The following is a 13,624-nucleotide window of genomic DNA, read 5'->3' as shown; positions in this document are numbered from 1 at the left end:
TCCGGCCGCAGCAATGATCCACCCATACCAAGAGGGTAGCGATGATCATCACCTCGCCCGTCGAACTCGTGTTCGACGACCTATTTCTGCAACTGCGCGACTGGCTCGCGCAGACCGCGGTGCACGTCAAGCTGGAGGGCTTTTCGGTCAGCGGCTCGATCAAGATCAAGGCCGCCCTGCAGATGATCGCGGGACTCGAGCGCAAGGGCCGCCTCAAGCCCGGCCGCGCGGTGATCGAGAGCTCGTCGGGCAACTTGGGCCTCGCGCTCAGTGTCGTGTGCGCGATCAAAGGCTATCCCTTCACCTGCATCAGCGATCCGAACATCTCGCCGCAAACCGCCCGGCTGATCGAGGCCTATGGCGCCAGGCTCATCGTCGTCAATCAGCGCGACGAGAACGGCGGATTTCTCGGTAGTCGCATCCGTCTTATCCGCAGCATGCTCGAGGAAGACGATGATCTCGTCTGGCTCAACCAGTACGGCAACCTCGACAACATCGAGGCCCACGTGCAAAGGACGGGCCCCGCCATCCTCGAGCAATTCGCTGCACCCGACTACGTGTTCGTGGGCGCCGGCACGACGGGCACGCTCGGCGGCGTCTCGCGCTACCTGCGCCGGCACGCGCCGGCGGCCAAGATCATCGCCGTCGATAGCGTGGGCTCCGTCACGTTCGGCCACCCGGCCGGCAAGCGGCACATTCCGGGCCTCGGCACGAGCGAGCCGCCCGAGATCCGCCGCCACGCGAGTTTCGACGACTTGATCATGGTGCGCGAGGAGGACGCCGTGCGGGCGTGCCACCAGCTCGCGCAAAGCGGGCTGCTGCTAGGCGGATCGTCGGGCACCGTGCTCGCGGGCGTGCGGCAGTACGCCGAGCACATCGAGACGGGCGCCTGCGTGGTCGCGATCTCGCCCGACCTCGGCGATCGCTACGTCGATACGGTCTACAACCCGGACTGGGTTGCAAGCCGCTACCCGGCGCTGCACGCCGCGCCCACCCCATCCATCCGCACTCAATCGGCCAGCGTCTCGGCCTGAACACACTCATTCCGATCGGAGCACACCTTGACAACCCATAGCACCCCCGCACTCAAAATCATCGGGGCAGCCCATATCGAGAAGTGGCTGGATGCCAATCCGCACCGCGTGTTCGAACTCGTCGAGCAGGTTTATCTCGACCATGCGCACGGCCGCGCGCTGAACCCCGACAGCTATTTCCTGCGCTTTGCCGACAGCGACCGCAATCGCATCATCGCGTTGCCGGCCGTGCTCGAGGACGAACGGCCGATTGCCGGCATCAAGTGGGTGTCGAGTTTTCCGGACAACGTCTTGCAAGGCCGCGACCGCGCCTCCGCGATGCTCGTGCTCAACGACCGCCGCACCGGCTACCCGCTCGCTTGCCTCGAAGGCAGCCTCATCAGCACCGCGCGTACCGCGGCCTCGGCGGCGGTCGGCGCGCAGCGCTTGCATCCGACGCCGGGCCGGATCGAGCGCCTCGCCGTGGTCGGTTGCGGCGTGGTCGCCTATCGCACCGTGCGCATGCTGGCCGCATTGGGATGGCGGATCGGCGAGTTGGCGGTGCACGACCTGTCCGACGAGCGCGCGCATCTGTTCCTGGACAAGTGCGCCGCGATCGGCCTGACGGGCGCCGTGCACGAGGCCGGATCGGCGCTGCGAGGCAGCGGCATGATCCTGTTCGCCACGTCGGCCGTCACGCCCGGCGATTACGCGCCGGCCTGGTTCGAGCACGCGCCGACGGTGCTGCACCTGTCGCTGCGAGACCTGGCGCCGGAGATCGTGCTGGCCGCTCAGAACGTGGCAGATGACGTTTCCCATTGCCTGAAGGCCAATACGTCGCTCGACGTGGCGGCGCGCCAGGCCGGTCACCACGACTTCATCGACGGCGGCATCGCCGACGCCATCGAAGGGCGCATCACGCCCGATCCGCGGCGCACGCGTATTTATTCGCCGTTCGGCATGGGCGTGCTCGATTTGTCCGTGGCCCGCGACATTCTGGAAGCCGCCGGCCCGGGCGACGCGCTGGTCGTCGGCGATTTCTTCCCGCGTCCCTATCAAGCGATGGCCGGTACGCCGGCATGAGCGCGCCGCGGACCACTGAAGCACATCCAGACAAGCGGCCCGGCCCTTCATCGGTATGCCGGTGCCGGCAGGAGAACACATGGAAACGACCGGATACTTCGGGACGATGAGCCCGGACGAGAAACGACGAGAGCTCGAGCGCAATTTGCTGAACCGCAAGGCGTCGGCCAAGCAGCCAGTCATCGCGCGCCGCGCGAGCGGCGGCGCCGATGCGCCGCTCTCGCTCGCGCAGCGGCGCCTGTGGCTGCACGAAACGATCGAGGGTGCGGGCGCGCTCTACAACATGCCGTGCGCGCTGCGGCTGCGCGGACGCTTGGACGCCGGAGCGCTCAGCAGCGCCATCGGCTTGCTGCTCGAGCGGCACACGGTGCTGCGCAGTAGTGTCCTCGAGCGCGACGGCAAGCCGATGCTGGTCTGCCGGGAAGTGAGCAACACGGCGCTGCCGGTCGTGCCGGTAGCGAGCCTGGCCGATGCGCGGCGATCGATGCGCGACGAGGCCGACCGGCCGTTCGATCTCACGCGCGGGCCGCTGCTGCGCGCCCAATTGCTGAAGCTCGCCGACGACGATCACATCCTGCTTTTGACGTTGCACCATATCGTCTCGGATGGGTGGTCGCTCGGCGTCTTGACCGCGGAGGTCTCGGCGGCTTACGAGGCCTATTGCCGAGGTGCCGTACCGCGCCTGGCCGAGTTGCCGATCCAGTACGCCGACTACAGCCAATGGCAGCAGCATTGGCTCGGCGACGAGCGCATCGCCAAGCAACTCGATTTTTGGCAGGCGCAATTGCACGATGCCCCCGCGTTGCTGCCGCTGCCGCTCGAGCGGCCACGGCCGCCGCGTCAGCGCTACGAGGGCGGCGTGCACCGTTTCGCGCTCGATGCCGCGCTCGCCGCGCGCGTGCGTGCGCTGGCACGCCTGCATGGCGCAACGCCCTACATGTTGTTGCTGGCGGCATTCAACGTGCTGCTCTCGCGTTACTGCGGCGTGACCGATATCGTCGTCGGCTCTCCGGTCGCGAACCGCAATCCGCGCCAGACGGAGGCGTTGATCGGCTTTTTCGTCAATACGCTGGCCATGCGCAACCGGGTGACGCCCGACATGCGCTTTATCGACTGCCTTCAGGACGTCAAGCGCTCGACGCTCGCAGCCTTCGCCAACCAGGACGTCCCGTTCGACTTGGTGGTCGAGCGCTTGCGGCCCGAGCGCAGTGCGAGCCACAGTCCGCTGTTCCAAGTCGAATTCGTGTTGCAGCAGCCCTTGCGGCGCAATTTCCGTTTAGGCGAACTCGACGCCGAGGCGATGGCCGGCGAGAGCAGCTTCACGAAGTTCGACTTGACGCTCTCGCTGGAGGAGGGCGCGGACGATATGCCGGGGCTCATCGAATACAACAGCCACCTGTTCTCCGGCGATTTCGCCGAGCGCATGGCCGGCCATCTGGTGACGCTGCTGCACGACATCGTCGAAGACCCGGCGCAGCCGATTCGACGACTGCGCATGCTGACGCCCGAGGAAACGGCGCGGCTGCTGCATTGGTCCGGCCGCGGCCGCCAGGCTGCGATGCCCGACGGCGTGCTCGAGCGCTTCGCGGCACGCGTGGCCCAACAGCCCGATGCGGTGGCGGTTCGGCATCGCGACGCGCAACTGACGTATCGAGAGTTGGCGCAGCGCGCCAACCGGCTCGCGCATGCATGCTCGAATGCCGGTGTCGCCGCTGGGGATCGCCTCGCGCTGTACATGGAGCGCGGCGTGGACTACGTCGCCGCGATGTTGGCATCGTTCAAGCTCGGGGCGGCCTTCGTGCCGTTCAATCCGGAGCAGAGCGAGACGCGCAACGCGACGATGCTCGCCAAGGCGCGGCCCGCGCTCATCCTCGCCGACGTCCGGCACACGCGGGCGGCCGAAGCCGTGGCGGGCGGCATACCGGTGCTCACGCTCGAGCCCGAGGCGCTGGCCGCGCTGCCGGCCGATTGGCAAGCGAGCCGCGCCTTCGACGGCGATGCGCTCGCCTATTTGCTGTTCACGTCGGGCTCCACGGGCGAGCCCAAGGCGGCGATGGTGGCGCATCGCGGCATGATCAACCATCTGCTGGCCAAGGTCGAGGATCTGGGCTTGCGGGAAACGGACGTGGTCGCGCAAATCGCGGTGCAGACGTTCGACGTGTCGGTATGGCAATGTCTCGTCGCGCTGCTGGTGGGCGGCCGCACCGAAGTGCTGACGGGCACCGATGCCTGGGACCCCGCGCCGCTGCTCGCCGAACTGCGCTCGCGCGACGTCACGATCGTCGAAACGGTGCCCTCGCATCTCGAGATCTTGCTCGACGAGGCCGAGCGCAACGCCGCGGCGCGGCAGCTTCCGGCATTGCGCTGGATGATCAGCAACGGCGAACCGCTCTCGCGCAGCCTCGCCGAGCGATGGTTCGCGTTGTTCTCCGGCACCCGATTGATGAACGCGTACGGGCCCACCGAGTGTTCCGACGACGTGACGCATCTGTGTCTGGACGGTGTGCCGGATGGGACGCCGGCTTATCTGCCGATCGGCCGGCCGATCACGAACGCCGAACTGTACGTGCTCGATTCGGAAATGCGGCTCGCGCCGATCGGCGTGGTGGGCGAGATCCATATCGGCGGACTGTGTGTCGGGCCGGGGTATTTCATGGACGAGGCGCGCACGCGTGCCGCCTTCGTGCCGTCGCCGATCTCGACCGTACCGGGTGCGCGGTTGTACCGGAGCGGCGACGTGGGCCGCTATCGCGAGGACGGCTCGCTCGAACTGCTGGGCCGCACCGACTTTCAGCTCAAGATCCGCGGCTGCCGCATCGAGGCGGGCGAAGTGGAGGCGGTATTGCACCAGCATCCGGCCGTCGAGCAATGCCTCGTGATGGGCAGCCCCGATTGGGCGGGTGAGATCGGCATCGCCGCTTACGTCCTCTCACGCGATCGCCCCGCACCGAGCGCCGGCGCATTGCGGCAGTTCTGCGCCGAGCGGTTGCCCGATTTCATGGTGCCGAGCGGCATCTGCGTGCTGGACGAGTTGCCCTTGCTGCCCAACGGCAAGATCGACCGGGCACAGTTGCCGCCGCTGTCCTCGTTCGAGGCCGGCGCGAACCAGTCCTACGTTGCCCCGCGCGACACGCGCGAGCACCGGCTCAGCGATCTATGGCGCGCCATCCTCGGGGTCGAGCGCGTCGGGATCGACGACAACTTCTTCCAGTTGGGCGGCCACTCGCTGTTGGCCGTCGAACTCGTCAATCAGTGCCGGGAGGTGCTGGGCGAGCAACTGTCGCTGAATCAACTCTTTGCGCATCCCACCATCAGGACGTTGGTGGAATCGTCGACCGTCGAGGCCTCCGTATGACCCATTCCGTTTGCGAGCGGCAAGTGCAACTGCACGATCTGGCGCCGAGCCAGATTCCCGAGTGGTACGCGTACCAGTTCGATCCGGATAGTGCCGTCTACAACATCAGCTTCAACCACTTCTTCTTGGACGGCGTGGACCGCGACAGCTTCCGGCATGCCTGGCAGGCGCTGATGGATCGCCATGACGTATTTCGCATCCGCATGGCGTATGCCGACGGACGCCCGAAGCAGTTTCTGGGCGAGGCGATCCGGCTCGGGGCCGATACGCTGTTCATCGACCGTACCGGCCTCGCGCCCGACGCGGTCGCCGCCGAGCAGGAGCGCCTCGCACGCGAGTTCGCGCTGCGGCCGTTCGATTTCGAGCGGGAGAACCTGTTCCGGCTTCATCTGGTGAGCTATCCGGGAGCCGAGCACCAACTGATCTTCACGGTGCATCACATCATTTGGGACGAGACGAGCACGCTCAATGTGATTCGCGAGTTCGTCGCGCTTTACGACGCGCGCTGTAACGGACGCGAAGCGGTGTTGCCCGCGCTGTCCTCGAGCTTCCTCGACTATGCGGACCGGATTCACGCGGAACTCGCCGGCGGTAAGCTCGAGCGCAGCCGAAAATATTGGCTCGATCAGTTCGCCGATTTGCCGGCGCCGCTCGAGTTGCCGACCGACCGGCCGCGTCCGACGATCCAAACGTACCGCGGCGATACGGTGAAGAGCTGGCTGCCGCGGCAACTGGCGCGCGAGGTGAACGGCTTTTGCGCGCGCCGCAACGTGACGTTGTTCATGCTGCTGCTGGGCATACTCGATCTGTATTTCCATCGCGTGAGCGGCCAGTCCGACTTCGTGCTGGGCTGCCCGATAGCGGGCCGCGAGAGCCGCGACAAAGCGTTGCTGGGCTGCTTCGCCGTGCCGATGCCGATCCGCTGCCGGATCGAGGACGGGATGACGTTCGCGACATTGCTGGATCAGGTGTCGACGACCGTGCTCGGCGCCTTCGAGCATCATCGCTATCCGTGCGTGTCGATGATCGAGCAACTGAGCCACCAGAAAGATCTGTCGCGCCCGAAGCTGTTCTCGGTCATGGCCGGGGTTCAGAACGACAAGTCCGACTTCGTCAGCATTCCTGTCGGAAGCGGCAAGCTGTATGCGAAGGAAGTCTTCGCCGCTGAGAATCACGGCGCGCGCTTCGACCTCGCGATCGGCCTCGATCCCGTGGGTAGCGACGTCAAGTTCTTCTGTACCTACAACACGGATCTCTACGATCGGGAGACCGTCGAGGGGATGCTGTGCGACCTCGGCGGATTGTTCGCTCAGGTCATCGCCGATCCGGCCCAGCCGCTCGATCGCTATACGCTGTTGGCGCCTGAATCGGCCCAGCGCATGCTCGTCGATTTCAATCGCACGGCGGCGCCGCGCGAGGACGGCGAGACGGTGATCGACCTCATCCTCGCGCAAGTGAAGCGGCAGCCGGACGCGCCGGCGATCGAGGCCGGCGACGCGCGCTGGCGCTATGGCGAGCTGGCGCGCCGCGTGGCGCGGCTCGCGCACACGTTGCAACAGGCCGGGGTCGGCCGGGGCGATTTCGTCGCCGTGCTGATGGAGGCGAGCGGCGAGCAGATCGCGACGATGCTCGCGCTGATGTCGCTCGGCGCGGTCTATGTGCCGTTGCACGAAGGCTGGCCCGCGGACCGGTTGGCCGACGTGGCGGCGCAGGTCGGGTTCCGCTTGGCGCTGGCCTCCGATGCACTGCTCGACAGCGCGAGCGTGCTCGGCGTGACGGTGTTGCCGGTGAGCCGTATCGACGGCGGCGTGGACACGTTCCCGCTCGTGTGCCACGCCGCGCCCGACGATCTGGCCTACCTGCTGTTCACCTCGGGTACCACGGGGCGGCCGAAGGGCATTCCGATCGCGCACCGGGGACTGCATAACCTGGTCGTGGCGACTCGGGATCGCTACGCGTTGTCGGCCAGCGATCGCATGCTGTATTGGACCTCGCCGACCTTCGATGCCTCGATGCTCGACACCCTGTGGCCGCTCGCGAGCGGCGCCGTGGTGGTGGGCTGGCCGCAGGGCCAAGCGAAGGCGCCGCGACAAGCGCTCGAATGGATCCATGCGCAACGCATTAGCGTGCTGCAAACGGTCCCGTTGATGCTCGACGCGCTGGCCGAGGCCCGCGAGGCACGCCCGGCCAACGACGGCTCGCTGCGGCTCATCATTTGCGGCGCGGCGGCGCTGAGCCGCGAGGTGCGGGAGCGGGCCCGCGCCGCTTTCGGCTGCCGGCTTTGCAATCACTACGGCCCGACCGAAGTGACGGTCGATGCGCTCTGGTTCGACTGCGACGAGCCGGCGCAAGGCAGCATGACGCCGATCGGCCGCCCGCTGCCGAACGTGCAAGTGTTCGTGCTCGATCGCCGCGATCAACCGGTGCCGGTTGGCGTGCCGGGCCAAATCTGCATTGCGTCACCGGGCCTGAGCCCCGGCTACTGGAATGCGCCGGCCGCGACCGCCGCCGCCTTCTTCGAATGGACGCCCCCGCTCGGCGGACCGGCGCTGCGGCTGTATCGCACCGGCGACTTCGGCAAGCTCGACCATCGCGGCCGCCTGCACTACATCGGCCGGCTCGACAAGCAGGTCAAAGTGCGCGGCAACCGCATCGAACTGGACGACGTCGAGAGCGCGCTCGCGCGCCATCCGGCCGTGGCCAAGGCGGCGGTGGTCTGGCAGGAGGACGGCGGCGGCAGCTTGCGCGCGTTCGTCGAACTGCGCGAGAGCGCATTGAACGTCTTCGAAGCGCAAGGGCGGCGCTATCGCCAGTTCACCTGCGCGCAGCACGCGGGCCTGCGCCCGCACATGAACCTGATCCACCACGACACCTGGCCGCGCTACTTCGCCGGCAGCCCGACGCTGACGCGCTACTGGGAGCGGCTTTACGCGGAGTTCCCCGCGTATCAGTTCTGTCTGCTGGACGACGAGAACCGCGTCGCATGCGTCGCGAACGGCGTGCCGCTGTATTGGGACGGCCGCGACGAATCGGCGCCGCAAGCGTGGGACGAGGCCGTCGAACGCGCGTTCCGCCAGCGCGAGGAGGGCGTGGCACCGAATGCCATTCTCGGCTTGGCCGGTATCGTCGCCGGTCATTTCCAGGGGCAGGGGCTCAGCAACCGGATCGTGCAAGGATTCCGCGGCTTAGCCAAGATGCATGGGCTCGACTACTTTCTCGCCCCGGTTCGCCCGGTGGGGATGCTCGAGCACCCGGGGGTCGATGTCCACGCATGGGCCCAATCGCGCGATGCCAACGGCGAGCCGCGCGATTTTTGGTTGCGCGTGCACGAGCGCCTCGGCGCGCGCACGCTCGGCGCGGCGGAAAAATCGCAATGCGTCGAGGGCACGCTCGAGCAGTGGCGCGATTGGACCGGCGTCACGTTCGAAGCGGACGGCGCCTGTGTGCTTCCCGATCTCCTGCAACCGGTCGAAGTCGATCTCAAGGCGGGCTGCGCACGCTACTACGACCCGTCGATCTGGGCGGTGCATCGCGACCTGAGGCTGGCCGATGGTGTCGAGCGGCACGTCGGGCGCGCGGAGCTGCGCGAGTTCCTCGGCAACAGCCTGCCCGCCTACATGCTGCCGGATACGCTGCATATCGTGCCGACGATCGCCGTCAACGAGAACGGCAAGATCGATGCGCGCCGGGTAGCCGGCGACGAACTCGAGCGCGTCGATCCTCCGGTGCGGCCGTCCAACGCGATCCAGGCGAGCCTCGTCGATATCTGGCGCGATGTCCTCAAGCATGCCGAGATCGGTATCGAGCACGATTTCTTCCTGCTCGGCGGGCAGTCGTTGCAGGTGATCGACATGCTCGTGAGGGTCGAGCGCTCCTTCGGGCGCAAGGTGCGGCTGCAAGCGTTCTACCGGCAGCCGACGATCCGGCATCTGGCCACGCTCGTTGCTGGCGACTGAGAGGGAACGCGATGCTCGCCTACGTTCTCAGCAAAGTTCGCCAGGCCGGCTACCAATGGCTGGCGTTTGCGGACGAACCGCTCTATCTGCTGTTCGAGAAGATGTACCGGTACGATCCGCGGCCCTTTCCCAACGTCACGCCGCATCCGACCGAGCCTGGTTTCCTGCTGGCGGATTTCACGCATCCGCAACTGGCGCCCTATCGAGGACGGGAGATCGCGTTCTTCAACGCGCGCCATGCCGTCGTGTATTGGTTGCCGGGCGCCGGCCATAGCGGCACCGGTTACGCGATCGACGGCATGCATACGGTCACGATGGGCGGCCATGCGCTGATGCGGCCGCTGCGGCTGTGCGTCGTCAAGGAAGCGGGGCGCACGGCCATTCGGTCGGTTGCGCCGCAATTGCAGCCGTCGCGCTCGATGCCGGGTTGCCGCATCGCGTTCCGGATACTCGGCGCGGAGCTTCATGAGTTGGCGCTCAGGTGGCTGACGGCGGTGAGCGATCGCCCCGGCCGGCTACCGGGCGATGGCGCGTTTCGCGACGTGTTGGCGGCCGCGCGCGCGCTGACCGGTTTCAACGATCTGGTTGCGCTCGCGGATGCGCTCCAGTCACGCCTGGACCGCCGCATGGCGTCCCCGGCCAACGAGGAGGGCCTGACCGATGCCGGCAGCGATCCCCGCAAACAACGAGTTTGAGAACGCGAACGTCGTCAGCGTGCACGAGACCTTCATCGCCTGTTCGGCGCAAGAGACGGGTGCGCTGCTGGACCGTTTCGACGAGGCAGCCTCGCCATGCTGGCCGCATGCGGCGTGGCCGCGCGACGCCTTCGACGGCCCGCTCGCGGTGGGCGCTCTGGGCGGTCACGGCGCGACGCGCTATCGGGTCGTGGCCTATCGGCCGGGCCGCGAGGTCGTGTTCCGCTTCGAATCGCCGGCCGGGTTCGAGGGCGTGCACGGATTGCGGATCGAGGCCGGCGGCGGAGGCACGACCGTCACGCATTTCACGCGCCTGCGTCTGAGCCTCTACCACTTTTGCATGTGGCACTGCGTCGTGCGCTGGGTCCACGACGCATTGATCGGGGATTTGCTGGACGGTATGGAGCGGCATTTGACGGGGACGGTTGCGCGGCCGCGGCGATGGAAGCGGCGCGTTCATGTTTTTCGTCATGCGCTCGGCGGCTCGCGGCTGCTAATGGACAACATAAAATCTATCTGGAGGAATGCCTGATGCAATACGGCACCATGCAACCCAACTCGAAATGGATCGTGAACGACCTGTGCAAGGTCATCGTGGGGTTTCGCAACTACACGACGCATGCGACGCGCTCGAAGTACGTGTCCTTCGCCATCGCCGAGCAACCGCAGATGTGCGAGTTGCTGATCCGGTTGTCGAGAGGGCGCCTGAACGACAGCCAGGCGGCGAAGTATCCCGCTTTCCTGTTCGAGCAACTGATCGACTATGGTTTCTTGCGGCCCGCTCGAGGCCTCGCGCCGCGCCAGATGTTCAAGCGTTACTTCAGTGTCCTGAATGCGGGCCGGTTTCGTTCGATCGCCTTCAAGGGCCATCGGTACTACGTTGCGTCGCTCGTCTTCATGGCCTTTTATTCGCAGCGCGGCAACGACTATCTGCGCGAGACGGTCGTGCTGCCGGCGTGGGCGGGACGCTTCGCCGACAAGGTATTCGATATCGTCCGGAACGGCATCAGCGAGGCGGCATTCCTGGCGTTGCCGGGGCGCTTGCGCAGCCGGATCGAAAAGCATGGCCTCGTGACGCCGGAGGCCAAGCAACCGTATTTGGAGCGATTCTTCGGCGAGCACTGCCGGCTCGACGACGCGCTGCTCTCGGAGTTGCCGGCGTTCTATCGGCCCTACCTACCCGATTGCTCCGGCGCCGCGACCGACTACCGGCTCAACCACGACATCTTTTTTTCGAGCGGCGAGATGGGCGACGCACTGCGCGCGCAGATCCCGAACCTCGCGTGGGCGGATTCGTGCAAGCCGAGCATTTGGGTGCGCGATCCGGTGAGAGACATCGTCTCGATGTACTGGCTGACCGACGCGCAATTGCGGGACCTGCGCGCGTTGAAGGATTCCAGCCGGCAGGCCGCCGATCTCGACGCCGCGACGCGGCGCTTGTTCGTCTATTGCGGCGTGCTTCACGATCCCGCGCGCACGGCGCAGGCCAGAGCAGCGTGGGCCGAGCGTCTGCGCGAAGTCGGCAAGCAAGTGGACGAGAACGGCTGCTTCACGTTCGAAGGCATCTTGCCGCCGATCGAACTGGCGATGAGCCGCAAGTACCTGCGTTTCATGAAGGAACGCAAGTTCCTGCTGCTCGACCGCGCGAACGGCAAGACCGAGGAGCGATTCTGGATCCATCGCGACGAATTCACGTTCTACTTGCAAGGCCAGATCAGCACTTTGTTGAACCAAGTGCTGCCCTCGCCGGTCAAGCCCGGGCACAACGCGCTGACGATCTACGAATCGGGCGCCACGTTGCCGCGTCACAAGGACGACGTGAAGGCGTTTTCATGGGTCATGTCGCTTCCCGTGGAGACGCGGCCGGAAGGCAACAAGGACGAAGCATGGCCCATCTACGTCGAAACGCCGAAGGCGATCCACAAGGCCATGCTTCAGGCGGGCGACGGTCACGTCATCGATCCGCAGATGCCCCATTGGCGCGATAGGCTCGCCGACGGCCGCCTGAGCATTTTGTTGCTCTGGTTCGTTCCGCACGACTATCGCGGATTCGTGAACGGCAGTTGGATCGACTGATCGGCGCGGCCTCGCGCCGCGATCGTTTCGAGGGCGGCGAGAGCCGGAACATAAAGGGAAAAATGCAGAACAACCGTTTCTTCTATTGCAGTGAAATCGTCAGGCTCGCCACGCCGATTCTCGGTGTGCGCATCCTGTACATCGGCGTCAATTTCATCGGGATGCTGTTCATTGCGCGCCTCGGCGTGCACGAACTGGCGGCGGGGGCGCTCGTCACCGCGCTGTGCAACACGGTGACGGTCGTCGCCATGTCGCCGCTGCTCGCGGTCGGCATCGTGGTCGGACGCCTGCTCGGCGAGGGCCGTCCCGATCAGGTGGGCCCGGAGGTGAGGCAGGCCTGGCTCGTCAGCATCGCCGTGGGCGCGCTGGCCGCGCTCGTGCTGCTGGCTTTGCCCGCCTTGCTGACGCGGCTCGACGAGCCGCGGGAAGTGCTGCCGCTCGTCGGCCCGTACCTGAGAGCGATGTCTTGGGGCGTGATTCCGTCGCTGCTGATGGCCAGTTGCCACCAGATCTTCTTTCCGGTGCGCAAGGGCTATCTGGTCTTCGCGTTCAGCGTGCTCAATCTCGCGCTGACGCTCGGTCTCGGTTACGCGCTGATCTACGGCCGCCTAGGGCTGCCCGCGCTGGGCATGGTGGGCTGGGCCTACGCGATCTCGATCGTGAACTGGCTGTTGATGCTTGCGATGGCGGGCTATGTCTGGCTGTCGAAAGATTTCGCCCGTTATCGTTTGTTCGCCAAGCGAGGCTGGTGGGACCGCGCGCGACTGTCCGCCTTTATGCACATCAGCCTGCCCATCACGTTGCAGTTCTCCAGCGAATTGTTTGCGTTCAGCGTGATCAACATCATGGTCGGCTGGCTTGGCGTCGGCGCGCTCAGCGTGCAGCAGATTTTGATCCAGTGCTCGACGGTCGCGTTGATGATTCCAATGGGCGTGGGGCAGGCGAGCTCGATCCTGATCAGCATCGCGGCCGGCAAGCGCGAACTCGAGTCGACTCGCCAGATCGGCATGACCGGACTCTTCGTGGTATCGACGGTGCTATGCGCGATCGCGCTCGTGTACGTGCTCGCGCCCGCTTCCGTGATCGGCTTGTATCTGAACGTCGACAGCGCGGGCAACGCCGGACTCGTCGAGCTCGCCCGCACGATGCTGATGGTGACCGCGCTCGCCCAACTGGTCGACGGTGCGCGCAATCAGTTGCTCGCCGCGCTGCGCGGCGTGCGCGACGTATGGGTGCCGATGTGGACGAACATGGCGCTGCTCTGGTGCGTGGGCCTGCCGCTGGCGTATATGCTGGCCTTTCCGATGAAGCTCGGCTTGCTCGGCATCAACGTGGGATTCCCGAGCGCGATCGCGATCGGCGCGGTGCTGATGCTGGCACGTTTTCTTGGAAAGACTTCGGGTGCGTCGGCCGTCGCGGCGGCGCGCGCGTCGAATTGAATGGGGA

General features: G+C 66.2%; 8 protein-coding genes. All 8 read left to right on the top strand.

All coding sequences use genetic code 11. From position 1 onward, the window contains the following. Positions 1-41 precede the first annotated feature (41 nt). The 8 genes from sbnA to C0Z18_RS02265 all read left to right on the top strand — a co-directional run bounded on the left by sbnA (position 42) and on the right by C0Z18_RS02265 (position 13,617). Positions 42-1,034 (top strand): 2,3-diaminopropionate biosynthesis protein SbnA, encoded by a 993-nt coding sequence (gene sbnA / locus C0Z18_RS02300; protein ID WP_102643761.1) that lies wholly within the window; start codon positions 42-44, stop codon positions 1,032-1,034. A gap of 27 nt (positions 1,035-1,061) precedes the next feature. Further along, the gene (sbnB, locus tag C0Z18_RS02295) at positions 1,062-2,096 is read left to right on the top strand and encodes a 2,3-diaminopropionate biosynthesis protein SbnB (RefSeq protein ID WP_102643760.1); all 1,035 of its coding nucleotides are present in this window, start codon (positions 1,062-1,064) and stop codon (positions 2,094-2,096) included. Between the two features lie 79 nt (positions 2,097-2,175). Then, on the top strand, positions 2,176-5,451 hold the full coding sequence (locus C0Z18_RS02290; RefSeq protein ID WP_102643759.1) for a non-ribosomal peptide synthetase: 3,276 nt from the start codon (positions 2,176-2,178) through the stop codon (positions 5,449-5,451). Beyond that, on the top strand, positions 5,448-9,407 hold the full coding sequence (locus tag C0Z18_RS02285; protein WP_102643758.1) for a non-ribosomal peptide synthetase: 3,960 nt from the start codon (positions 5,448-5,450) through the stop codon (positions 9,405-9,407). The genes C0Z18_RS02290 and C0Z18_RS02285 overlap by 4 nt, the downstream gene beginning before the upstream one ends. An 11-nt stretch (positions 9,408-9,418) precedes the next feature. Then, a complete protein-coding gene (locus C0Z18_RS02280; protein WP_102643757.1) occupies positions 9,419-10,102 on the top strand; it encodes a hypothetical protein in 684 nt (227 codons plus the stop codon). Continuing rightward, a complete protein-coding gene (locus C0Z18_RS02275; protein ID WP_102643756.1) occupies positions 10,068-10,634 on the top strand; it encodes an SRPBCC family protein in 567 nt (188 codons plus the stop codon). Before C0Z18_RS02280 ends, C0Z18_RS02275 begins: the two co-directional genes overlap by 35 nt. Beyond that, a complete protein-coding gene (locus C0Z18_RS02270) occupies positions 10,634-12,178 on the top strand; it encodes a hypothetical protein (RefSeq protein ID WP_102643755.1) in 1,545 nt (514 codons plus the stop codon). The genes C0Z18_RS02275 and C0Z18_RS02270 overlap by 1 nt, the downstream gene beginning before the upstream one ends. 62 nt (positions 12,179-12,240) lie before the next feature. Continuing rightward, complete coding sequence (locus C0Z18_RS02265) at positions 12,241-13,617, top strand: MATE family efflux transporter (RefSeq protein WP_102643990.1); 1,377 nt, start codon at positions 12,241-12,243, stop codon at positions 13,615-13,617. Positions 13,618-13,624: the final 7 nt, after the last annotated feature.

The organism is Trinickia dabaoshanensis, from assembly GCF_002879885.1.
Lineage (GTDB): Bacteria > Pseudomonadota > Gammaproteobacteria > Burkholderiales > Burkholderiaceae > Trinickia > Trinickia dabaoshanensis.
Note: the sequence above shows the minus strand (reverse complement) of the source record. Positions and strands in the feature narration are given on the sequence as shown.